At 48.2% G+C, this 21,991-nt stretch carries 24 protein-coding genes and 1 pseudogene; 3 read left to right on the forward strand and 22 right to left on the reverse strand.

The window, feature by feature from the left end; translation table 11 throughout:
• Window positions 1–12: 12 nt before the first annotated feature.
• The 10 genes from phnG to PGL02S_RS02535 all read right to left on the reverse strand — a co-directional run bounded on the left by phnG (window position 13) and on the right by PGL02S_RS02535 (window position 8,680).
• A complete protein-coding gene (gene phnG, locus PGL02S_RS02490; RefSeq protein ID WP_006211094.1) occupies window positions 13–441 on the reverse strand; it encodes a phosphonate C-P lyase system protein PhnG in 429 nt (142 codons plus the stop codon).
• Between the two features lie 3 nt (window positions 442–444).
• Window positions 445–1,164, reverse strand: coding sequence for a GntR family transcriptional regulator (locus tag PGL02S_RS02495; protein WP_006211095.1), 720 nt, complete (start codon window positions 1,162–1,164; stop codon window positions 445–447).
• Between the two features lie 39 nt (window positions 1,165–1,203).
• The gene (locus PGL02S_RS02500) at window positions 1,204–1,839 is read right to left on the reverse strand and encodes a DapH/DapD/GlmU-related protein (RefSeq protein ID WP_036642316.1); all 636 of its coding nucleotides are present in this window, start codon (window positions 1,837–1,839) and stop codon (window positions 1,204–1,206) included.
• The gene (locus PGL02S_RS02505; RefSeq protein ID WP_006211097.1) at window positions 1,839–2,693 is read right to left on the reverse strand and encodes a PHP domain-containing protein; all 855 of its coding nucleotides are present in this window, start codon (window positions 2,691–2,693) and stop codon (window positions 1,839–1,841) included. The genes PGL02S_RS02500 and PGL02S_RS02505 overlap by 1 nt, the downstream gene beginning before the upstream one ends.
• A gap of 274 nt (window positions 2,694–2,967) precedes the next feature.
• A complete protein-coding gene (locus tag PGL02S_RS02510) occupies window positions 2,968–4,212 on the reverse strand; it encodes an MFS transporter (protein WP_036642313.1) in 1,245 nt (414 codons plus the stop codon).
• Between the two features lie 143 nt (window positions 4,213–4,355).
• Entirely contained in the window at window positions 4,356–4,634 is a 279-nt protein-coding gene (locus PGL02S_RS02515; RefSeq protein WP_081742816.1) for a DUF6171 family protein, read from the reverse strand.
• Window positions 4,635–4,642: 8 nt separating this feature from the next.
• Window positions 4,643–6,136, reverse strand: a complete 1,494-nt coding sequence (locus tag PGL02S_RS02520; protein ID WP_036642310.1) for an alpha-N-arabinofuranosidase — start codon at window positions 6,134–6,136, stop codon at window positions 4,643–4,645.
• A gap of 198 nt (window positions 6,137–6,334) precedes the next feature.
• A complete protein-coding gene (locus PGL02S_RS02525) occupies window positions 6,335–7,081 on the reverse strand; it encodes an amino acid ABC transporter ATP-binding protein (RefSeq protein WP_006211100.1) in 747 nt (248 codons plus the stop codon).
• A gap of 15 nt (window positions 7,082–7,096) precedes the next feature.
• Window positions 7,097–7,756: an amino acid ABC transporter permease gene (locus PGL02S_RS02530; RefSeq protein ID WP_036642308.1), complete on the reverse strand. Its 660-nt coding sequence runs from the start codon at window positions 7,754–7,756 to the stop codon at window positions 7,097–7,099.
• Between the two features lie 156 nt (window positions 7,757–7,912).
• Window positions 7,913–8,680 (reverse strand): amino acid ABC transporter substrate-binding protein, encoded by a 768-nt coding sequence (locus tag PGL02S_RS02535; RefSeq protein ID WP_036642305.1) that lies wholly within the window; start codon window positions 8,678–8,680, stop codon window positions 7,913–7,915.
• Window positions 8,681–8,961: 281 nt separating this feature from the next.
• Here PGL02S_RS02535 and PGL02S_RS02540 point away from each other — a divergent pair, with 281 nt between their 5' ends.
• Window positions 8,962–9,690 carry a hypothetical protein gene (locus PGL02S_RS02540; RefSeq protein ID WP_006211103.1) on the forward strand — a complete coding sequence of 243 codons (729 nt, stop codon included), beginning with the start codon at window positions 8,962–8,964 and terminating at the stop codon, window positions 9,688–9,690.
• Window positions 9,691–9,819: 129 nt separating this feature from the next.
• Here PGL02S_RS02540 and PGL02S_RS02545 read toward each other — a convergent pair whose 3' ends face one another.
• The 10 genes and pseudogenes from PGL02S_RS02545 to PGL02S_RS02585 all read right to left on the reverse strand — a co-directional run bounded on the left by PGL02S_RS02545 (window position 9,820) and on the right by PGL02S_RS02585 (window position 18,740).
• Complete coding sequence (locus PGL02S_RS02545) at window positions 9,820–10,335, reverse strand: hypothetical protein (RefSeq protein ID WP_006211104.1); 516 nt, start codon at window positions 10,333–10,335, stop codon at window positions 9,820–9,822.
• Window positions 10,336–10,689: 354 nt separating this feature from the next.
• Complete coding sequence (locus PGL02S_RS02550; protein ID WP_036642302.1) at window positions 10,690–11,619, reverse strand: manganese-dependent inorganic pyrophosphatase; 930 nt, start codon at window positions 11,617–11,619, stop codon at window positions 10,690–10,692.
• A 127-nt stretch (window positions 11,620–11,746) separates the two neighbouring features.
• Window positions 11,747–12,769 carry a UDP-N-acetylmuramate dehydrogenase gene (locus tag PGL02S_RS02555; protein WP_006211106.1) on the reverse strand — a complete coding sequence of 341 codons (1,023 nt, stop codon included), beginning with the start codon at window positions 12,767–12,769 and terminating at the stop codon, window positions 11,747–11,749.
• Window positions 12,770–12,969: 200 nt separating this feature from the next.
• Window positions 12,970–13,947, reverse strand: a pseudogene (rpoD, locus tag PGL02S_RS02560) (RNA polymerase sigma factor RpoD); the annotation flags it as partial.
• Between the two features lie 227 nt (window positions 13,948–14,174).
• On the reverse strand, window positions 14,175–15,503 hold the full coding sequence (nagZ, locus tag PGL02S_RS02565) for a beta-N-acetylhexosaminidase (RefSeq protein ID WP_006211108.1): 1,329 nt from the start codon (window positions 15,501–15,503) through the stop codon (window positions 14,175–14,177).
• A gap of 145 nt (window positions 15,504–15,648) precedes the next feature.
• Window positions 15,649–15,798 (reverse strand): hypothetical protein, encoded by a 150-nt coding sequence (locus tag PGL02S_RS28035; protein WP_162158346.1) that lies wholly within the window; start codon window positions 15,796–15,798, stop codon window positions 15,649–15,651.
• Window positions 15,799–15,923: 125 nt separating this feature from the next.
• Window positions 15,924–16,772, reverse strand: coding sequence for a DegV family protein (locus PGL02S_RS02570; RefSeq protein ID WP_036642300.1), 849 nt, complete (start codon window positions 16,770–16,772; stop codon window positions 15,924–15,926).
• A gap of 149 nt (window positions 16,773–16,921) precedes the next feature.
• Window positions 16,922–17,275 (reverse strand): GIY-YIG nuclease family protein, encoded by a 354-nt coding sequence (locus tag PGL02S_RS02575; protein ID WP_036642299.1) that lies wholly within the window; start codon window positions 17,273–17,275, stop codon window positions 16,922–16,924.
• 30 nt (window positions 17,276–17,305) lie between these two features.
• Window positions 17,306–18,061, reverse strand: coding sequence for a DUF2087 domain-containing protein (locus tag PGL02S_RS02580; RefSeq protein ID WP_036642298.1), 756 nt, complete (start codon window positions 18,059–18,061; stop codon window positions 17,306–17,308).
• A gap of 232 nt (window positions 18,062–18,293) precedes the next feature.
• Window positions 18,294–18,740, reverse strand: coding sequence for a hypothetical protein (locus tag PGL02S_RS02585; RefSeq protein ID WP_006211113.1), 447 nt, complete (start codon window positions 18,738–18,740; stop codon window positions 18,294–18,296).
• 246 nt (window positions 18,741–18,986) lie between these two features.
• Between PGL02S_RS02585 and PGL02S_RS02590 the strand changes: the two genes are divergently transcribed.
• A complete protein-coding gene (locus PGL02S_RS02590) occupies window positions 18,987–20,282 on the forward strand; it encodes an MFS transporter (protein WP_036642295.1) in 1,296 nt (431 codons plus the stop codon).
• On the opposite strand, the gene PGL02S_RS02595 is transcribed toward PGL02S_RS02590, so the two are convergent.
• On the reverse strand, window positions 20,272–20,949 hold the full coding sequence (locus tag PGL02S_RS02595) for a DUF4166 domain-containing protein (RefSeq protein WP_036642294.1): 678 nt from the start codon (window positions 20,947–20,949) through the stop codon (window positions 20,272–20,274). The genes PGL02S_RS02590 and PGL02S_RS02595 overlap by 11 nt on opposite strands.
• Here PGL02S_RS02595 and PGL02S_RS29085 point away from each other — a divergent pair, their 5' ends adjacent.
• Entirely contained in the window at window positions 20,950–21,186 is a 237-nt protein-coding gene (locus PGL02S_RS29085) for a hypothetical protein (protein ID WP_409347451.1), read from the forward strand.
• Here the strand turns inward: PGL02S_RS29085 and PGL02S_RS29025 are convergent.
• Window positions 21,168–21,887, reverse strand: coding sequence for a DoxX-like family protein (locus PGL02S_RS29025; RefSeq protein ID WP_376165316.1), 720 nt, complete (start codon window positions 21,885–21,887; stop codon window positions 21,168–21,170). The genes PGL02S_RS29085 and PGL02S_RS29025 overlap by 19 nt on opposite strands.
• Window positions 21,888–21,991 lie beyond the last annotated feature (104 nt).

Genomic DNA, 21,991 nt, shown 5'->3' on the forward strand with positions numbered 1-21,991 from the left:
TGCCGCTCTCCCCTAGTTTCCGTCGTCCATCGTTTCAAAGTTTACTTTCGTTTGCAGAACTTTGTGCTGGAATGCCTTTTTCTTATGGTTGATGACTTCTTCTTCGGCCAGCAATACTTCCGTCCAATGCTTTGTTTCTTCAATTCCGGCCTGATACGCCGCGTCAATGACGGCAAGCTGGTAAGCAAGCTCAGACTCATGCCCCTTAACGAGTCCCAGTCCCATCGCTTGGCCAATTTGCACCTTGCTTTCTGTTACGAACACTTCGCCCAGATAGAACAAGCTTTTTTGCGATGTTTCTCTTACCTTCATCATAACCAACCCGTTATTGGGCTGTTCAAGCGTATTTACTTCATAACGGTCTATAATTTGCTGCGCCAATCGGGCTGGAATCTCTCTTGAGCCATTGATCAAAATTTCGGTCCGTTGTCTCCGCTGCATTCATCATTCCTCCTCATGGGACGGTTTTATGATATAAGTAAAATAGTCGCTTCTATACAAAACTCGCGTATGCTCCAGCACTTTGCCGGTTCGCTCATCCACGCAGCCTGATTCCAGCACCAACAGAGGAATCAGGCTGGAGCATTCCAGCAACTCGCGCTCGCTTTTCGAAGGAAAGGCGATGCTTATTTCAGTAGTTGTCGATGTGTAATCGGTATAGCCTTTGCTGTTGTAATAATCGAACATCGACGTAATCTGTCTGCCTTCGGCCGCGATATCATCGAACACGCTTTCCGCTACATATGAAATATGAAATGCAATAGGCCGCCCATCAATCAGCCGAAGTCTTCCGATACGGAATACCCGAATTTCCTCGCCGACCTGAAGGAACTGATAAATTTTCTTGTTGTGCGAAATCTGTTCGCAAAAAATATTGCTTGATTGGTAGCTGAAGCCAAGCTCTATCATTTTCTTGCTGAAACTGACATTCGAGAGAACAAGCGGAATTTGCTGCTGTCTGTTTCGGACATAACTTCCTTTGCCTTGCTTCGAATAGATGTAGCCCAGCTCATGCAAGGTCGTATACGCTTTGCGGACAGTCATCCGCGGGATTTTAAACAAATCCGCCACCTCATTCTCGGATGGAAGCTTGTCATCAGGCTCATAAATACCGGTACGAATATCGAATATGAATTTATCGACGATTTCCTGATCTTCCGACATCGATGAACCCTCCCTGATTACTAATATTCTGAATTTGTGTTACACTCCATACTTGACGATAAACGATTGAATATCGTTGAATTCTGCGAACCGTTCCTCCAGAACATTGCGCGGCCAATCCCACCATGCAATCTGTAATAATTGATCCACAATCTCAGGCTCAAATCTCATTCGGATCATACGGGCCGGAATGCCAACCACGATGGCAAACGGAGGTACATCCTTCGTAACTACGGAGCCGGAGCCGACAACCGCCCCCGTTCCGATGTGAACCCCCTTCATAATGATTGCACCGTGCCCGATCCATACGTCATGTCCAATCGTGACCTGGTTCGTACGCCGCCAATCGAAGAAAGCCTCATCATCGGTATCCGAGAAATCATACATTTTCCGACGATAGGTCATATGATGCTGTGTGACCCGATCCATCGGGTGCTGGACCGGATTGATGCAGGCATGGGACGCGATATTGCCGAACTTGCCAATCTCGGCGTAATTCACCGTAACATCATCCATCGTGTATGTGTAATCCCCGAAACTGGATTCGAAAATCTTATTGGAAGGCCCGACAGACGTCCATTCTCCAAAATGACTGTTAACGACATCGCTTGTCTCATGAATATGAAGCCCAGTCGATAGCTTCGTTCCGGCATGGGGATAATGGATATGATGCATCACAGGCCAACTCCTTTTTTAGCTTTTAAGGCATTGAGGCTGTTGATAACCGGATTCATGCTGCCGAGCGCAATTTCCTTCTCGCCATAGTAGCCGTGAAAATCCGTTCCGCCAGTCATAATCAGCCCGTATTCAGCTGCATAGTCTTTCGCTCTCGCCACATCTTTAGGCCCGTGCAGTGGATGCCACACCTCGATGCCTGCAAGTCCGCTCTCTACCAGTTCGGGCACAAATTCAAAATTGCGGTACTGTCCGGGATGAGCAAGAACCGGAATTCCGCCCGCCTCCAATACCGCTCGGATCGCCGTCCGTGCATCAACATATTTCATCGGGACAAAGGCAATCCCTGGAGCCTTTCCGTTCTCGCCGCGGGCGAACAGCTCCTTGTACAAATCCCCATAGATGCTGTCGGTGTAACCATTGTCGATCAGAGCATGCATAATATGCTGTTTGTAAACACCCGTTCCGTCTTTCGCATAAGTCTCGATTTGCTCCCATGTAATCTTGTAGCCTGCTTCGATCAGCCGATTGGTCATCACAAGAGAGGCTTGATGGCGCATTTCCCGCAATGGCTCGCAGATCTCCTCCAGCGCAGGATGCCCCTCTTCGATATAGTATCCCAGAATATGGACTCTACGATTTCTCTCAAAGTCGTAAGCAGAAATTTCCATTCCGGGAATGATCTCCACTCCGCTTTTAACGCCGGCTTCTACCATTTCCCCCAAACCCTTGGTCGTATCATGATTCGTAATTGCCAAATAGCCGACACCTTCCTGCTTGGCTAAAGCGACGATCTCGCCGAAAGATAAGGAGCCATCCGATATATTCGTATGGCAATGCAAATCTACTTTCACCCTGTGTTCCCTCCCCTGAGTTAACTGGTTCGTTGTCATCCTAACTTGATGCCAAGTTGCAAGGGTTATGCCCATGTAAAATTGCTTATGATTTATGTAAAAAGTATAGAAACCAAGCTTGCATCAACCGAAATATACCAGGGAAGCAAAAAGGCGACCTTCATTCCCTACTACTGGGAAATGAAGGTCGCCTTTTGTTTCATGAATTTAACTGCCCCGTCAAACTACGACTTTTTCAGTGGCCTTATCCAGATACGGCTCTTTTTATAACATTTTATGAAAAGTTGCTTCCGCTCGATTCTGTCGCTAAAGCCGAATTCCTCTGCAACCTCAGAAGCGTGAACGACAACCCTGCGGATATCGCAATACAGATCGAACCCACAATATACACCATACGAATGCCGAGTGTATCGGCTATTAGACCAATAACAGCAATTGATAAACTCGTGATCGTAGAGAGCAGGATATCACGTGAAGCGTATACTTTCGGCAGCATCTCATGATCTACACTGGATTGGAAAGCCGTTTGCTGCGCCACATCCCTCAGCTGATAGGCTGGTCCCATCGCAATGCACAGGATCAAAGCCACAATCGGGATACTGTTCAGACCATACCACAGGGTAAGCAAACTGAACACCGCTGAACCTACAGCCATGCATGGAATCAGATTTTTCTGGATAAAGGAAGACAGCAGCAGCATCAGTAACCCACCCACAATGGCGCCCACATAATAACTGGCGTTAATAAATCCCCACCAAGCTTCGCCTTGATGCAGCACTTCCTTGACATATACCAGCGTGATCGCTCCCACCCATATGGTTCCGGCAATCCCTTCAATCATATCCATGATCGTGACGATTCTTAATGTAGGATTTCTCCACAGGTAGAACCAGCCTTCACGAATCACTTCCCAGCTTGGTTTTTCTCGTCCAGCCGCAGCCGTTTCCTTCGCCTTCATGGAGCGCGCTGCGATCCAAAGGGACAAGACGGATACCCAGATGAGTACGCAGCTCATGATTAAAGTCGGCATATGTCCAAACCGTACAACTAGAAAGCCCGTAAAGGTATAACCTGCAATCTGCAAGGATTGGCTGGTCACGGATAGTGAGCTGTTGGCCTTAACCAATCGGTCAGGTGCAACTAATCTCGGAACCATGGACTGGATGAGCGGGTTTCCCCATCCTTCGGTAAAAGCAATGAACAAGATAAACATACACAATATGGAAACCTGAGATGATATGTATGGGAATGCAATGACCAATCCAGTTAACAACAGAGCTTTCATGACTTGAAGCCTTACCAGAAGCTTGGAGAAGCCGAATTTCTCCATGACAAGCGGAGCCGTAAAGCCGGCGACAAACCGTGCCACTGCGTTAAACAGCGGGAACAACGCGGCAATAAAGGCCGAGCCGGATTCCTGATACATAAAGGTGGTCAGTACCATGATATAGACAACGCCTGCCAGCGAAATGCTCGAATGCGCGGTCCAGTAGTATAGAAAGAAGCCCCCTCTTTTCATGTTCACACCCTATCCTGACGATCTTTTTTTCTAATAGTCATAACATAGGTTGTAAGTTCATGTAAAGATGATTGAAGTTGTCCCATACTAAAAAAGCCTGCCCCCATGACCCATACATGAGAGGCAGGCTTGACTATAATCTTCTATGAAGCGCTACTGGCAACCGACCAACGGTCTTGCCCCGGATATGGGCATCTCTTGTCTTTCAGCTTTGCTGCGATCTGTACGATGCAGCCGCACAGCGTGCACGTCGTGTCCCCTTGCAGCTTTGGACAAGAGAAGCACGCACGAAGACGGGTTTCATACTCCTCATCCGGCACGCACCGGTCCGATGCAAACACCGGGGAGGATAGAACGCGTGCGATTTGTTTATCGCTGATCCGGTAATCGTCATGACAACCTTTACACCGATGATCTGTCATAACTTCGCTTATTCCGCCGTAATCTCAAGAACGGTGACGGACATCGGCGGGAGCTTCGCATATAACACGTCCCCTTGCAGTTCGAATGTTTCGAATGGTGTCGGCTTGAGTACATCCGGTGATTCAAAGGTGTTATGAGCGTCCAGCGAGCCGGAAGCAAGCTGCTGTCCTGTGATTCCGGACACCGCTCCGCTTAAACCCCGAAGTTGAATGCTCACATCACTCTGCTCCACATGGCTCACATTGCACAAGCTTACATGAATTTTACCAGCTTGATCTCTAGAGGCTGTCACCGATACTTGCGGAATCTTCTCGCCGTCCATCTCATAATCGGCTACGCTGTAGTGGGTGGCAAGGCGTTCGGCATCCTGATGCACTTTATACATATCAAACACATGATAGGTCGGAGTAAGGAGCATCTTCTCACCTTCCGTCAGGATGACGGACTGAAGCACATTAACGATCTGCGCAATGTTCGCCATCACGACCCGGTCATTATGCTCATGGAAGATATTCAGCGTTAGACCTGCCACCAAAGCATCGCGAATGGTATTCTGTTGATACAGAAACCCCGGATTGGTGCCCGGTTCAACATCAAACCAGGTCCCCCACTCATCCACGATCAGGCCAATGCGCTTGTTCGGATCATACTGGTCCATAATGGCGGAGTGTCTTGTGATCAGCTCATCCATGTGAAGCGCCTTCTTCATGGTAGTGAACCATTCCTGTTCGCTGAACCCGGTAGCAGCGCCTTTACTTGTCCAGAATTCGCCCGGAACGGTGTAATAATGAAGGCTGATGGCATCCATGAATGGATGGGCTTCCCTCATCACGGTTTCCATCCAGCGATAATCGTCTACATTCGGACCACAAGCAATCTTATAGATTTTGTTATCGCCATAGTTCCGTACATAGGTCTGATAGCGTCTATACAGATCCGCATAATATTCCGGCCGCATATTGCCGCCACAGCCCCAATTCTCGTTCCCCACGCCAAAATACTTCACGTTCCAAGGCTTCTCACGGCCATTCTCCTGACGCCATGCCGCCATGGGCGACACGCCGTCGAAAGTCATATATTCCACCCATTCCGACATCTCCTGTACCGTACCGCTTCCGACATTGCCCGATATGTATGGCTCGCAATCCAAAAGCTCGCAGAGACGCAGGAATTCGTGCGTGCCGAAGTGATTGTTCTCCACAACGCCGCCCCAGTGCGTGTTAACCATTTGCTTGCGGTTCTCGCTCGGACCAACGCCATCCTTCCAGTGATATTCGTCCGCAAAACAACCGCCCGGCCAGCGCAGCACCGGAATATTCAACTGTTTCAGCGCCTCCAGGACATCATTGCGGATCCCTTCCGTATTTGGAATCGGTGAATCTTCCCCAACCCATATCCCTTCATAGATGCAGCGACCCAAATGCTCGGAAAAATGACCATAAATATTGCGATTGATCTTACCTTTTGACAAATCTGAATGAATGGTAATGACATGACTCATGGATTAACCCGCTCCTCGCTGTTGTTTTATAGATATTTATATGAAACAATTTAACAATCTCTAAAACAATGATATCGATCAAATCCGATTCCGTCAACCAATAAATTAAACGCTTTCACTAAAAAATTTAACTTTTTCGCAGAAAAAAAAGACCGGCAGTAAGCCGATCTTCCGATTCAGCTTCAAGCCAGTCTATCATTAGCGCATCGCCCGGTTTAAGAATTCCCGGGTACGGTCCATCTTCGGTTGATGAAATAGTTGATCCGGGCTTCCGGACTCCATGACCTGTCCGTTGTCCATAAAGATGATCCGGTCGGCTACTTCCTTGGCGAAACTCATCTCATGGGTCACAATCACCATCGTCATATGTTCCTCGGCCAATTGCTTAATGACCGCAAGGACCTCACCCGTCAATTCCGGGTCCAGTGCTGACGTCGGTTCATCAAACAGCATAATGTCCGGATTCATCATCAGGGCTCTCGCAATCGCAACACGCTGCTTCTGTCCCCCCGACAGATTCCCGGGATATACCTCTGCTTTTTCGGATAAACCGACCTTTTGCAGAAGCACAGCGCTATTGGACCTGACTTCTTCCTTGGTTAACTTCTTGACATGTTTAGGTGCAAGTCCCAGGTTCTCCTGTACGGTAAGATGAGGAAACAGGTTGAAATGCTGGAATACCATCCCCATGCGGGAAGTGATGGCTTTGATCTGCGAGTGATTGGAATACACGCCATCCTTCACAAGGTATTGATCCTGTACCTTGATGGATCCCCCGTTGATCTCCTCCAGATGCACCAGGCTGCGGAGCATGGTGCTCTTTCCTGAACCGGACGGACCGATGACGGCAATCACTTCATTCTTTTGAATTTCAAAGCTGACGTCCTTCAGCACATCCAGATGGCCGAAGGATTTTTTCATATGGGATACTTCAATAATGGCCATAACACGACAGTCCTTCTATTCGTATTTAAATCGTCGTTCCAGAAATTTAAAGAACAACGTCAGCACCAGCGTCATCAGCAGATAAATGACACCCGCAATAAAAAACGGCATAATCGTAAAATCACGATTGACAGCAGTATAGGCAAAATGTAAAAGTTCCGGGACAGCGACTGCATACAGCAGCGCCGTATCCTTCACCAGCGTAATCGATTCGTTGGAGACTGCCGGAAGTGCCACGCGAAACATCTGGGGCAGAATGACCTTCGTGGTTGTCTGCCATTTGTTCAATCCCAGCACCTTGGACGCTTCATACTGTCCTTTGTCGATCGCCAGAAGGCCCCCTCTGAAGATTTCCGCAAAATACGCAGCATAGTTTAATACAAATGCCAGACATGCCGCTACAAATCGGTCCAGCACGAGATATTCTCCAATGACCGGCAGCACCGGCAGACCAAAACAGAAAAACAGCATTTGGAGCAGCAGCGGCGTTCCCCGAAACACATAGATGTACGTATTGGCAAGCCAAGCCAGCGGCTTGATGGCACTTCTGACCATTAACGTGAATACAAACCCGAGCGGGATGGATGCAATGATTGCAATAAAGAACAATAATATCGTAGTCTGAGCACCCTCCAGCATCGGTTTGCTGATTTGAACGATGTAATCCATACTCATATATCCCTAACTCCTATTGGAAAAACTTCCTTCACCCTTGAAGTTCTTCAAAGATATCGTTAACTGATTGATTGGAACACAAAACCGGAGCCTTTGATCAAAGTCCGGTTTCATGGGATTCCTATGGAAGGATGGGTCGCATCCTCATGGGTTGACTTACTTCAGCACCTTGTCTTCGCCAAACCATTTCTCGGAAATCTTAGCTGCCGTGCCATCGGCGTTCATCTCATCCAATGCTTTCTGCAGGCTTTCCAGCAGCTCTTCGTTGCCTTTCTTAACCCCGATCCCATATTGTTCCGGGGCAAGGGACTCCTCCAGGATCTTGTATGTTCCCTCTTCCTTGGACATGTAGTATTTCATGACCACTTCGTCAATGACTACGGCATCTACGCGCCCATTCTTCAAGTCGCTCAGAGCCAGCACATTGTCCGGGAATTCAGAGATTTTCTCCACCTGGGCATGAATTTCATTGGCACTTAATGCATCCGCTGCCGAAGACAACGACTGCAAGCCAACCTGCTTGCCAGCCAAGTCTTGGATTGAGCTAATAGCGGAATCGGACAATACTGCTACAACCTGACTGTTCTCCAGATATGGCTTCGTAAACAGCACTTTCTCCTTACGCTCATCGGTGATGGTGTAGCCATTCCATATCAAATCAATGCGGCCGCTGCTCAACTCGGATTCCTTGGCTTTCCAGTCAATGGGCTGGAATTTCACTTCCTTGCCCATTTTCTCGGCGGCAGCACGGGCATAATCAATATCAAAGCCGACAATTTCATTGCTCTCATCGCGGAATCCCATCGGCGCGAACTTGTCGTCAATCCCGACAACCAGCTCATTACCCCCGCCTGACGAGCTTGAGCAGCCAACCACGGTTAATAGAAGCATAAATCCTGCTAATACGGATGCTATCTTTTTCATCAAAAAAATCCTCCTCGTTGGCATGAAACGCAGTCATATTCAGGATGTATATAAATCCACATCATATGTAAACTGCTTTTTCACTTTAACACGTTATCAAGACTCCATGATAGCATATTAGCAGAGAAGAGTCGATAGTTTCATAGAATGGTCAATTTGATGCGTGAAAATTCAATTTATGTATTTTCATCCCATTTTAAGGTTATTTTAAGGATGATTTCAGTTTAGCGGGAAAGAATGATGGCTGTAAGACCCCACACCAAGAAAGGCGGTAAACAACAATGGCAACCCATTTGAAGTTTGTGAAGCGAATGGTGTTTCTCACCATCGCTGTAGTCATGGGCCTCGCTTATCTTCCTGTCTCCGTTTCTGCGGATGAACCGGCCGGACAGCAGACCGAATCACCAGCTGTTCCCTCTTCCAGGGACGAGAACGGGCAACATAAACCCGGTCATATGTTTAAGGCAATCTCGGAGTTTCTGAAGCTGGAGCCTCAGGTTCTCCGCGATAAACTCAAGACCTCCTCGCTCGCGGAAATAGCCAAGGATCAAGGTATTTCCCGGGAGGCGATCAAAGCCAAGGTAATCGAGCTGCTAAAAGAAAAAATCGCCTCCCATCCGAAACAGCTTGGCAAATCCGTCGATTACGCTGCGGCTGCAGATAAGCTGCTGGATGCCAAGGGCGGATGGCAGAAGCAGCGGATGCATCAACGTCATGGCAGACTGATCTCGGATAGCGAGGAGCTTGCCAAGCTTCTGAAGACAACACCGGAGGAACTCAAGCAGTCGCTCCAATCCGGAAAATCGCTGGCTCAGATTGCGAAGGAAAGGGACGTGCCTGTCCAGTCCGTCATTGATCAACAAGTCCAAGCCATCACAAAGCGCCTGGATCAGAAGCTGTCGGAAGGCAAAATGACAAAGGAAGAATATGAGGAGCGCAAATCCAAAATTGCTCCGTTTGTCAGTGATGTGGTGAACGGGAAACTCCAACCGATGAAACACACCCGCTAAGATTCACAAGCTCACGCCTGGCACCTAAAAATGGGCAACGCAAAAGCCGCTCCATCGGTTATCCCTAACCAGTGGAGCGGCTTTTATTCGTTAGCTTCTATCATTGTTTCTTAATATGTTCCATATGTTTTAAGGCACGTATTGTTGTATGATCTTCACAACGACACCATCTTCAACGGTAATATGAAACGGGAACCATTTCATGTCAACGATGTCGTCCTTGTGGTAGATGTCCGTGAACTTGTTCAAACTCACCATCTGATTCCAGGAAATCTGCGCATCCTCATATCGCCCGGTATGATCGTACAGCTGAAGCAGCACTTCTGCATCGTCGGCTACCGCAAGCTCAATCTGCTCTTCCGTATCGTTTACGATATAGTATCCATCCGGAGCTTCTGTCATCTCGGGATCCTGCTCACGCTCGCGGAATATCTGATTCGCTTCCTCGCCCTCGTACCATTTGATCGGATCGACCGTCAGGTAAACCTTGCCGTCTCTAAGCTCAAGCCCGTTTATATAGGCAGTTTCCTGATTCGAAGCTTTCGGAACCGGCTCATAATTGTTGCTCGAGGCTACGCCAACGGTTGTCATCATGATGAGTACAAGCAGCATCATCGCTCCCAAACTCCAAGCCGACTTCTTCATCTTCTCATCGCTCCCTCTCGTCGAATAGGACTGAATCCATCGGGTCTATCCCGGCATATTCACAACGTTCACAACGTTCACAGCATTCTAATTTATTTTTAAACCAAATGCTGGGACTTGAAACTCTTTACTATGTACTTCTCGGTTGTATCTTCATTATACGAATCCGGCCTCTAAAAAGGATGTCAATTCGATGTAATTTCATTACAATATTTCAATCTTCGTAAGCGCTTATCACAGCAACAGCGATTAAAATCTACAATGCCATCAACAGTCAACACTAAAAAATGACAAAACAAGCCTGACCCGCTGAATGAATCAGCGATGGTCAGGCTTGTGCTTACATCATCTGAATTATTGATTAAACGCCTCAGTCAGAACAGGAACGATCTGCGATTTGCGTGACACCACGCCTTTAAGAAGCGCCTTGTTCTCCGACAGAGACACATTGTACGCTTTCTCAACAGCTTTGGACTCTTTGCCAAGGGCAAGAGCGATCGAATCGTTGTTCAGAATATCCGTCACTACGAACACAAACAGATCCAGATTTTTATCTGCGATAATGCCCTGAATGGCATCTTCGAGCTCGGCTTGACGGGACAATACATCATTGGTGTCAACCGCATTAACCTGTGCGATTTCAACTTTAGCTCCGCCCATTTGGAATTCCTTGGCGTCGAGTGAAATCAATTGAGCGATCGTTTTGTCGCTCAGATCTGCGCCTGCCTTCAGCATGTCCAGACCGTAGCTGTCTGCATCCACGCCAGCGATCTCAGCAAGCTCGCGGGCAGCAGCGATATCTTCATCCGTGCAAGTAGGGGATTTGAACAATAAGGAGTCCGAGATGATGGCAGAGAGCATCAGGCCAGCAATCTCCTTACGAACCGTTACACCCTTTTCCTTGTAAATCTTGTTCAGGATGGTAGCTGTGCAGCCTACAGGCTCGGCACGATAGTACAGCGGATGGCTTGTCTCAAAATTCGCGATACGGTGGTGGTCAATGACCTCAACAACGCGAACCTGATCTATATCGCTGGCGCTTTGCTGACGCTCATTATGGTCAACAAGAATAACCTCGTCTGCTTCATTCGCGACAGTCTCAACGAAACGAGGTGCTTCAACCTTGAAGTAATCGAGCGCGTATTGCGTTTCCCCATTTACGTCTCCAAGCCGTACAGGCTCAGCGGAAAGACCCAGCTGGTTTTTCAAATCAGCATAAGCAATAGCAGAGCAGATGGTGTCCGTATCCGGATTTTTGTGTCCAAAAATTAATGTTTTAGCCATATAGAATGCCCCTCTCGCAACATGAAATTTCATCGTTTATACCAATAAACAGATGATCACCTATCTGATTATAGCGTTAAATTCTACTTATTCCAATTCCTTTACAGAGATTATTTTTGCGCCGGGTTTATACCAGCACAATCTCCGGTTCCGGAACGAATCCAAATTGATTGTTGATAGACTCTGATATCAGATTCATCAAATACAGAATGTCCGTAGCTTTGGCATGCTTCTGGTTCAGAATCATGTTTCCGTGGTGCGGAGAGATGATGGCACCGCCATACTCCGTCCCCTTCAAGTTCAGCTGGTCTACGAGCGAGCCTACCGCAACCCCGTAATCATAATTATTCTTAAACACAGAACCGCAGGATGGGTAGTCGAAATGGCGTTTACTCGTCCGGTACTTGATGATGTCGAGCATCGACTGCGGCGTCTGAATCCCCTTGCCTGCCAGCGCATGAACCTCGCCCAGGAAGAACGAGAAGAAAGATGGCAATGAGGATGGGTGACTCCCGCGAGTCTTCCAATCCGTGAGCAGCACGGAAGTCGTGTTGATCTGCTCTTCCGAGCTGACCGGAATGTTAAGATCGGCCCCTACAACAATCCAGGGACGCTGCTGGAATATGGATTGTTTGTAGGCAAACAAACATTCCGATACGGGAATGGACTGTACGCTCAAGCTTGGATCCGTTGTATCGATATAATAAACGGTATCCAGAATATCACAGATTTGGCGTGCGTTATATTTGGCATTCATATAGATGCCGGCCCCGACGCAGCCTGGCAGCAAAAAGGTAAAGTCGAGAAGGTCCGTCCCGCCCAACAATCCCATCAGAGAGAGCAAAGACATCGGCGTTCCGGATGAAACGTGCCATTTTCCTTCGGATACCCTCAGATCCACCAGGTTTTTAAGCGATATAAACACCAGGTCGTGCTTCGGTTCATCTGGAAACAGAATATTCGAGCCCATCCCGAAAATGTACCATGGCATCCCGCGTTTGTTGCATTCCTGCAGCAGTTCCGCCAGGTCATTGGCGGTTTCAGGCATAGCTAAATAATGGGCTGAGCCGCCGATCCCGTACGTTGAAAAAGCAGACAGCTCCACATTGCGTTTGCACAATCGGTCAATTGCAGATGTATGTAAAGTCATCGTAGACATGTCACTCCCTATTCGTTCACATTCAACACCATAATCCTTACTAAATGTGGGGATGTTACATCATTATGATGCAACTGCTCGGGTGGTGTCAATCTGAAGGGACACATGGAATAAATAGCAAAAAATCCCTTGATTACAGCCTATAGACCATAACCAAGGGATTCATTATAAGCTTTTACAATTCCTAGGATTTATTCAAGGAAATCCTTAAGCCGTTTGCTGCGGCTTGGATGACGAAGCTTGCGCAGCGCCTTCGCTTCGATCTGCCGAATGCGTTCACGCGTAACACCGAAGACCTGACCGACTTCCTCCAGCGTGCGAGTCCGTCCATCCTCAAGTCCAAAGCGCAGCCGAAGCACATTCTCTTCACGTTCTGTGAGGGTATCCAGCACTTCCTCCAGCTGCTCCTTCAGCAGTTCAAACGCTGCGGCATCTGCCGGTGCCAAGGCATCCTGATCTTCAATGAAATCACCCAGGTTGGAGTCGCTTTCCTCGCCGACCGGCGTTTCCAGCGATACAGGTTCTTGTGATACCTTCTGGATCTCGCGTACCTTTTCCGGTGTGATATCCATCTCTTTCCCGATTTCTTCCGGTGTTGGCTCACGGCCAAGCTCCTGAAGGAGCTGCCTGGACACACGAACAAGCTTATTGATGGTCTCAACCATGTGAACAGGGATCCGGATGGTTCTCGCTTGGTCAGCGATGGAGCGGGTAATCGCCTGACGTATCCACCAAGTGGCATACGTGCTGAACTTAAAGCCCTTCGAATAGTCAAACTTCTCCACGGCTTTGATCAGGCCCATATTACCTTCTTGAATCAGATCAAGGAACTGCATTCCCCGACCAGCATAGCGTCTTGCTATACTTACAACGAGACGAAGATTCGCTTCGGCCAGACGGCGCTTTGCTTCTTCATCTCCCTCCTCTATTCGTTTGGACAGCTCCACTTCTTCATCGGCTGAGAGGAGGGGAACACGACCGATTTCTTTCAGGTACATGCGAACCGGATCACTAATCTTGATGCCTGGCGGAAGTGAGAGATCGTCGTGAACCGAAAAATCCTCTGCCGGAGAATTTGCCGTTTTCTCTGTATCCGTAACCTCACGTTCCAATGCAAAATCCGCATTCTGACGGTTCTCCATTTTATGCCCCCCTGTTGACAATCCCATATTTTCATGCTAATCTAGCATTAGATCATTATGACATTAAGCCAATAGTTATTTATCCTTCATTCTAGCATATTTCTTACACTATATCAACTTCTAATATATTCTAATCCAGATCACCCGATCTCATTACGAGATCGGGTTTGTTTATTTCCTGCAGCAGATGATGGCTGCCAAGGGTGTTCCGTCCCTTAAGAGGGGTAACTCCTTATTCTTTACATATGCTACGTTTACTTCATCTGATCTATTACTGCTTTCGTATCTGCATTCAGCTGTTTTACATCCGGAACCTTGACCGGCTCGTCACTTAACCGATACTTATCCTTCAATTCGAGCGTTGTCCTTACCCGGTCGTTCAGCAGTTCCTCAGATATCACACCGCTGTCAACCGCTTCGGTCAGTGCTTGGATGACGGCTTCCTCCTGCGCATACTCATGACCGATCAGAACGATGTTGCTTCCCGCAAGAATGGACTGTACGGAAGCCTCTCCTACGTCCGTATTACCGGAAACGGCCCCCATCGTCATATCGTCCGTTATGACCACGCCATCAAACCCCATCTCTTCTCTCAGCAAATCGGTTATGACCGGCTTGGAGTAAGAGGACGGCGTATCAGGATCAATGCTCTTCATCAGCAGATGGGCAACCATCACAACATCAGCTCCATCATCGATCGCTTGTTGAAACGGAACCAGCTCCAGCTCATGCAGACGTTTCAGATTATGCTCAACGACAGGCAAACCGAGATGAGAATCAACCGATGTATCACCGTGTCCAGGGAAATGCTTCACAACGGGCACAACTTCCTTCTCCTGAATACCCTTCATGGAAGCTATCCCTTGCGAGCTAACTTCCTCAGCTGTTGTTCCAAAAGAGCGATCGCCGATCACCGGATTGTTCGGATTGCTGTCAATATCCAGTACCGGAGCAAATACCATATTAAGTCCAAGTCCCGATACCTTCCGCGCGATAAGACCGCCCACATTCTTGGTTAATTCCAGATCTTGACGGCTTCCCACTTCGCCGCTCGACGGCAGCTTCACGTATTCATCCGGGAAACGGGTAACCCGTCCGCCCTCTTCATCTATGCTGAGCCATAATGGCACTGGATTGGCTGCATTCGCTTTTTTCAAATCATTCAACAGCTGTACCGACTGCTCGGTGCTCTCGATGTTATCCTTGAAAAAAATAAACCCGCCCACATGATATTCCTTCAGCAATTTACGTGAAGTATCGTCCGGGGTGGTCCCCTCGATCCCGACAAGAACCAGCTGGCCTATCTTCTCCTTCACTGTCATCGTAGACATCAGCTTGTCTACCGCATTCTGAGGAGCGTTCGCGGGGGGCTTCCCTCCCTCGTCTTCTTCTGGCGAAGATGACGGATCCCCTTCATCCGGTGGCAGGTTCTGAGATTCCTGTCCCTGCTCCGATGGTGAAGCTCCTTGCCCGTTGTTCGCAGGGCCTCCCGTCTCTGATCCGCCTTGACAACCTGCCAGAGCTACCATCAAGATGACCATCAGCATCCCGAAATACATCCATTTTGTGATACGCTTCAACATCTTCACCTTCCTTATGCTCACTAACTATATTCGTGCTCCGATAAGCAGAGTCCTTCCATCTTAACATGATTTCCTCTTAGCCTGAATCACAGACAGGCGTTTAGCCTCATGAAGAGAGCCGCATCGGCTGCGGCCCGTTGACTGCCTATCGGAGCAGTCCCAGCTTGCGGGCTTGCTCTTCCGTTAATATAAATTGCTCCGACTCCCACACTTCATCCTCATCCGTTCGCCCGAACATCAGCATAATTTCATCCCATATATTCTTTTGCATGGCCTCAGCTTGCGTGATGATCACCTTCATTGCTCCTCATTCCTTTCCGGTGTTATGATTCCCTAATACATATACAACCATCAACCATCGATTCGAATCGGATACAAAAGCCTGCAGACCGAAATCTGCAGGCAGGATCTTTAGCGTAACTATGAATAGGCGGGGTGATGCTTAATCCACGCCATCGCAATCGTGCCTTCACCTGCGTGGATACCCGCAACAGGAATAAAGGTCATGATTTCGGTCTTCAGGGCAGGATGCGCCCCGCTGATTTCATTTTGGATCTCTTCAGCCTCCGTAACGTTGTTTGCGTGCATGATACACACCTTCTTAATTTTCTCGATATCCAATTTCATGAGGTCCAGCATTCTCTGCTTGGCTTTCTTGAAGGTCCGAATCTTCTCTTCCACAATGACTTTGCCCTCATCAAAACGCAGCAGCAGATGAATGCGGAGCAGATTGCTCAGAAGCAGCTGTGTCCCGGACACCCGACCACTGCTATGAAGCCGATGCAGGCTTGCGGGAATGAGGTAGAAGGACATGTTCTGCACCATGGACTGGATTTTCTCTTTTATGACTTGCACGGTATCACCCTGACGATGCCAGTGAATCCCGGATATAATCATTTCACGTACCGGATACGCTCCCGCTTGAGAATCAATGCCAATCACGGGGACCTCAGCAATCTCTGCCGCCTGCATCGATGAATTCAACGTTCCGCTGAGCTCGGATGAACAGTGAATTGCAATAATATCATCGTACTTTACTTTCAGAGCTTCATATAATTCTATGAATTCTCCGATAGGAGGTTGCGAGCTGCTGACTTTCGGTTCATCCTTCATCTTCTCATAAAAGGCTTCAGCCGAAATGTCTATACCTTCACGGTATGCATCCTGTCCAAGAATCAACCTCAAAGGCACAATATAAATATGATTGTCTTTGGCGAATGCAGGATCGATTGTGCTCGTGCTGTCGGTCACCCATGCTATGGATCTCATTATAGTGTTCACGTCTCGCTTTCATGTAGTAAAAAGTAGGAAAGGAAGCGATTTAAGCCGCTGAATTAATCATATCCCACCCTTGCTACGATATGCAAATGGAAGGCATATGATATCTTTCCCACTCAGAAAACTGCCACAGAAAAGCCTTATTTTTTTACCACGTTATATCCCTTTTCGCCAAAAGGTTCCAGTCTTTCGATCCAATAGGCCTCCCGTTTGCTGACCGCATCCTTCAGATCATAGAACGGGTCCTGCTTCGGTTCAATCGTCTCCAGAATCTCAAAGACAAAAGCGTCATCCCCATACTCTTTCCATTCCTGCTGAAGCTGCTTGTTGTAACTCGTTCCCATCTGCAGCTCAAAACGCTTGCCGTTGATGGTCTTCAGATTATTCGTTCCGGCAACCCATATTTTGCCGTTCTTTGTATTTCGAATCTGATATACACCTGCTTCAATCTTGATTTCCTTGTAGATTTGATTTAATTCCTGTCTGCGGCTCATTGTCGTTACATCCTCCTTCTATACTGCCGTCTAGGTCGTTAACCAATACTGGCTTCCATCATCCCTGCGATCCAAAAAACCGTATTCAATCAGATATCGGCGGATCGTCACGTAATCCGGATTGTCCCGTCCGATCATATCGTTGATTTCATTTTCGGAGTACATGACCCCGGGTTTGAAACGGGCAGCTATTTCCCGCAATACAACGTACTTCTGCTTCTCTTTGAGCTTAAACGTCTTCAGCGGAGCCTCGGTCCCTTCGGGAAACACCTTGGCCAGAATGGATTGACGCTCCTCTTCCGTAACGTTGTAACGCTCATCCACCATCTTGGCTTGCTTGGGTATTTCCACCATGGAAGGCGCATGACGATCCTTCTCCTTCAGCAGTTCCATTAATGTCAGCAGAACCTTGGACTGCCGTTCCTTCTCCTTCAAGGCAAACCGATGATTTCGTATGGTCGATGCACTGCCTATGCCCAGCGCCTGCTGAACTTCTTTATCATTCATTCCTTCATAGAACAGCTGCAGCAGTCGGTTCTGATGCTCCGTCAGTCCTGTCAGTTTCTTATCGAGGCCCGACAGATATTGAAACACCGACCCATGCTCGCGCTGAATATGAACAGTCATGTAACGCTTGGCTTCGTATAACACGTCATGATCCGGGTAGATGATCCCTTTTTCCAACGTCTTGCCGCACAAGAGACATACCCATACCGGTCCTTCCTCCACATAGCCTTCCTTGAGTTCATCTATGGAAGCATTCCAGAAACGTTCACTGAGATCCAATAGGGACACCACTTTCCCAAAGTTATTTATATAGACATATTATTATTTTGTCTATGATTTGTCAATGCCAACCTAATTAACCATTCATCCAATCAGCATAAACAAACAGGTCACATCCTGGTATAGGAATACCAGAATGTGACCTGTCTTTTATAATAGGATAAACTGCACAAAATACGACGGATGATAGCTGGATCATACTAAAACCAGGCTGACCATGCTTTTATCAAAATCAATCCCAGAAATCAATCCTTGCCGATCCACCGGCACCTATCTTCTTCACGTAAAATTCTGCTCTTTTGTTATCCCCGTCTACAAAGCTGCCGATTCCTCGAACAATTCCGCATTGATTTTTAGATAATTCAGCTTTTCCTACATAATCATTATTATTGTTCCCCGGATCATCCTCCCATAATTCGTACACTGCCGTTGGACCGGAGTATAGGCAAAACGCAAAATCTCCACCCGTGGAGTAAGCAATGGCGCTTGAAGAAGTGAACGTAGAGGAACCAATATAATCCCATTGCCCAGGTACTGACGCCAATTCGGAAACCGAAACCAAAGAAATCGAAGCCGGAGATGACGTCGGGGAATCTGTTTCTTCACTCGCAAAAACGGTGGAAAAAGAGCTGACCAGAAACACGAGCAGGATACTGCATGCGATTTTTTTAAATTTCATCTGTAACACAACACCTCTTTCCTTTTTTTATAACAATCATGTATATAATAGCTTAGTTGTAATTTTATGTAAATAGATAAATGATAAATAATTCATCCATTTCCTAAATCCGATCCCAACGGGGGGATGAACAGCAGGGATCCTCCCTTCATAAGAAAGGGAATCCCTCTATAATAAATCTTCCTCCCATGATTCGAACCTGCTAGAATAGAGAGGTTGCTGCTGTAAAATTTAGGGGGTATCATCATGGGGTTAATACACCAGTCGGCAAAAGAAATGCGATCTTGGCCGCGCAATATTAAGCTGTTTTTTCTAGCTAACGTGCTGTATCAGATCGGTACCGGCATGTTCAGTGTGCTCTACAATTTATACATACAAAGCCTTGGGTATAATGACTCCATGAATGGAACAGTGGTCAGTATTCAGTCCCTTGCCACAGCATTAATGTTCATCCCGATCGGTCTGATCGGAGACCGCGGCAGCCGGAAACGCATTCTTGTCCTTGGTGCACTGTTAAGCGGGGCAGGGCTTATCGCCCGCTCGTTTCTGGAGAGCGAGTTCAGCTTGCTTGGGCTCGCGATATATACAGGCCTGTTTGCATCCTTCTTTCAGGTGCTGGCCATCCCCTTTTTGGCGGAAAATACAGCGAAATCCGCTCGCATGCGCATCTTCAGCATCCACGCCTCGCTGGTTCTGGCTTCTCAAGTGCTCGGGAGTATGGGCGGCGGATTCCTGGCGGATGCCTTGCAGGCATTTGGGATAAACAAGGTCGGCAGTTTGAAAACAGCGCTGTTCATAGGCGGTCTGGCAACCTTTGCCGCGTTCATCCCGCTCTTGTTTACGACAGATAAGAATGCCGAGGATGCACAATCAACGGATACACCCCTCCCTGATCATCAACCCGCTCAGTCCGGAGTTGCCGTTAACACCTCCGGTTTGGGGGATTTCAAGATCATCGGACAGTTCGCGCTTGCCCAGCTGTTAATTGGACTGGGCTCCGGACTCGTTGTGCCTTACTTGAATCTGTATTTTACCAATCGCTTCTCGGTGTCGTTATCGGCTGTCGGGATCCTTATTTCGCTTGGGCAAGTCATGACTATCGTTTCCATGCTGATCGGTCCGACACTCGTGAATCGCGTGGGTGCGGTGAGAGCCGTGGTGCTGTTTCAGGTTCTGTCCTTGCCGTTCCTGTTGTTAACCGGCTTTACCAACGTATTGATCATTGCATCCGTTGGATTCCTGTTCCGGCAAGCGCTCATGAATGCGGCTAATCCGATCCAGTCCTCTATTCTGATTGACCGTGTGCCGGATCATCGAAGAGGAATCGCCAATTCCGTCACGCAAACCGCCTTTATGCTCGGGTGGGCAACCATGGGACCGGTACAGTCCACACTAGTCACCACATACGGTAACTACTGGGGATATGCAATCACATTCTGCATCACCGGAACCTTATATGTTGTATCTTCCTTTTTGTACTACCGCATGTTCCGCGAACAAAAAGATAACAATCCACCTTCCGGCACGCCCACTACTCTCTAACCTCCGTGCGGAGGGGTTTAACATGAGACGGAACAGGCTGCCCGTTCAGCGAAATCGTCCGGGCCTGAAAACTTCCCTTATACCGGAAGACAGGCCCCAATATCGGATTGTTTACCTGAACGGATATCCGGTAACACTTGTCCCGTTCTTCATACCATTCGCACACGTCGGCCGTTCCGGTCAAGCACCGGGGGAATCGAAACCGCAGGATCCCTTCATAAAACCTCTGCTCACTCGATTGAATGCGGATTCCGCCGTTATCGCTTGCGCTAATCGCCAGATCCACTGCCAGATGCTGCTGATTGCCCAGATAATCCACCACGCGGCTGCGCTGTGAACTGTAAATCATCGTAGCATCAAACCGTCTGCGGATGCCTGGAAAATCGAAGCTTCGGCACCACGTCACCGTTTCTCTCCCCCATTCATCCTGATAAGCATAGTTCTCAATTCGAAACGGAATCCCCATCCCCCGATTCGGGAACATGATATGCCGCATCGTTCCGATATATAGTGGCAGCACTGCCCAAGGAGCATGCCAGATCTCTTCCATGACGCCTTCTCCAATCGAAGCGATGTTATCCTTGCTGTTAAACCCGAAACGTTCCCGGATTTTGGGATGAAGCTTCTGAAATTGTGCTCCGAGGGCTTGCTCATAGATCGAGGTCATATGCGTTCACTCCTTAGGCCGGGTCCATCTGTGGAGGCCGGTCTTCTCACACAGCGATATGTGCTTGGCAAATCGGCAGCCGACAGGGAAGCCGTGAAGCATAAAGCTATCATTGAACCGCTAAGAGTCAACGGATTAAAGGGAGCTTTCATCAACTGTGGCTCCGTGATTAATGCTCCCAGCATTAAAATAACGAGCAATAACATGACCAGCTTGTACTACCACCGACTCTTGTGAAAGAGCAAGGTTAATAATCCAACGCCGATCTCCGCGATGCCAAGCAAGACCAGAACCATGCCCTCCACCCCCTCGGCCCAGCCGGACTGTCTCAACAAATCAAGCTCTCCGGCTCCCGGAAACAGCAGCTTCGGCACCAGCCCCTCGTAGCACCATAGAATGACCAGCATGAACACGCTTAAGGCGTGGATCAAGGCATTCCGGATTGAAACCGACGGCGGAATGTCCTTCTCTGCCCATAAACGCAGAACATCAAAGCTCCAAGCCGTTGCAACGCCGAACAATGGCCGAAACAGCAAGCGGTCAAACCAGACTCCCAGCATGCCGAACCGTGTCTTGTAATCATATCGGGTCGAGAACTTCAAGATGCCTTGTCCACCGTCTGCATACTTCCAATAGCCGCTTCCCTCCCTTATCAGGGAATTCCGCTGATCGGAGCCGAATCGAAGCACCGAGACCCGGTGCCCCGACTTCGGATGCACCACCGTTTTCGTAGCACCTGCCCCCGTAACCTCCAGACCCAATCCAATCCGGGTCTTATATAGAAAACGCTGAGTCTCTGCATCCTTTTTAGGCAAATAATGAATTTCCGAAAATCGCAAGTCCCACTGCTGGTGGAGTTCTGGTGTCTGTGTGAACGACCACAGTTTATCCATATCCGTCTTCATATCGATTTCCACATAAATCGGTTTTCTCTTCATGCACTTTCATCTCCTGGTTCGTGGATTCAACCGCCCTTTTCGAATCCATGCTGTTGCTGGACCGGGCAGCCTTTGGTGTATACAGTCATTCTACTGTCGTCTCC

The sequence above is a fragment of the Paenibacillus glucanolyticus NBRC 15330 genome (assembly GCF_004000885.1).
GTDB classification, from domain to species: domain Bacteria; phylum Bacillota; class Bacilli; order Paenibacillales; family Paenibacillaceae; genus Paenibacillus_AQ; species Paenibacillus_AQ glucanolyticus.

What these genes read in the sequence shown, in the direction of transcription:
- PGL02S_RS29025 (WP_376165316.1), bottom strand. Translation starts at nt 21,887, where the DNA reads ATGAAGAGAAAACCGATTTATGTGGAAATCGATATGAAGACGGATATG.
- PGL02S_RS02535 (WP_036642305.1), bottom strand. Translation starts at nt 8,680, where the DNA reads ATGAAAAAGATAGCATCCGTATTAGCAGGATTTATGCTTCTATTAACC.
- nagZ (WP_006211108.1), bottom strand. Translation starts at nt 15,503, where the DNA reads ATGTTGAAGCGTATCACAAAATGGATGTATTTCGGGATGCTGATGGTC.
- PGL02S_RS02585 (WP_006211113.1), bottom strand. Translation starts at nt 18,740, where the DNA reads ATGAAATTTAAAAAAATCGCATGCAGTATCCTGCTCGTGTTTCTGGTC.
- PGL02S_RS02550 (WP_036642302.1), bottom strand. Translation starts at nt 11,619, where the DNA reads ATGGCTAAAACATTAATTTTTGGACACAAAAATCCGGATACGGACACC.
- PGL02S_RS02495 (WP_006211095.1), bottom strand. Translation starts at nt 1,164, where the DNA reads ATGTCGGAAGATCAGGAAATCGTCGATAAATTCATATTCGATATTCGT.
- PGL02S_RS02545 (WP_006211104.1), bottom strand. Translation starts at nt 10,335, where the DNA reads ATGAAGAAGTCGGCTTGGAGTTTGGGAGCGATGATGCTGCTTGTACTC.
- PGL02S_RS02525 (WP_006211100.1), bottom strand. Translation starts at nt 7,081, where the DNA reads ATGGCCATTATTGAAGTATCCCATATGAAAAAATCCTTCGGCCATCTG.
- PGL02S_RS02575 (WP_036642299.1), bottom strand. Translation starts at nt 17,275, where the DNA reads ATGAGCCGCAGACAGGAATTAAATCAAATCTACAAGGAAATCAAGATT.
- PGL02S_RS02540 (WP_006211103.1), top strand. Translation starts at nt 8,962, where the DNA reads ATGGCAACCCATTTGAAGTTTGTGAAGCGAATGGTGTTTCTCACCATC.
- PGL02S_RS02520 (WP_036642310.1), bottom strand. Translation starts at nt 6,136, where the DNA reads ATGAGTCATGTCATTACCATTCATTCAGATTTGTCAAAAGGTAAGATC.
- PGL02S_RS02590 (WP_036642295.1), top strand. Translation starts at nt 18,987, where the DNA reads ATGGGGTTAATACACCAGTCGGCAAAAGAAATGCGATCTTGGCCGCGC.
- PGL02S_RS02555 (WP_006211106.1), bottom strand. Translation starts at nt 12,769, where the DNA reads ATGACTTTACATACATCTGCAATTGACCGATTGTGCAAACGCAATGTG.
- PGL02S_RS02510 (WP_036642313.1), bottom strand. Translation starts at nt 4,212, where the DNA reads ATGAAAAGAGGGGGCTTCTTTCTATACTACTGGACCGCGCATTCGAGC.
- PGL02S_RS29085 (WP_409347451.1), top strand. Translation starts at nt 20,950, where the DNA reads ATGCGTTCACTCCTTAGGCCGGGTCCATCTGTGGAGGCCGGTCTTCTC.
- PGL02S_RS02570 (WP_036642300.1), bottom strand. Translation starts at nt 16,772, where the DNA reads ATGAGATCCATAGCATGGGTGACCGACAGCACGAGCACAATCGATCCT.
- PGL02S_RS02500 (WP_036642316.1), bottom strand. Translation starts at nt 1,839, where the DNA reads ATGCATCATATCCATTATCCCCATGCCGGAACGAAGCTATCGACTGGG.
- PGL02S_RS02530 (WP_036642308.1), bottom strand. Translation starts at nt 7,756, where the DNA reads ATGAGTATGGATTACATCGTTCAAATCAGCAAACCGATGCTGGAGGGT.
- phnG (WP_006211094.1), bottom strand. Translation starts at nt 441, where the DNA reads ATGCAGCGGAGACAACGGACCGAAATTTTGATCAATGGCTCAAGAGAG.
- PGL02S_RS02515 (WP_081742816.1), bottom strand. Translation starts at nt 4,634, where the DNA reads ATGACAGATCATCGGTGTAAAGGTTGTCATGACGATTACCGGATCAGC.
- PGL02S_RS02595 (WP_036642294.1), bottom strand. Translation starts at nt 20,949, where the DNA reads ATGACCTCGATCTATGAGCAAGCCCTCGGAGCACAATTTCAGAAGCTT.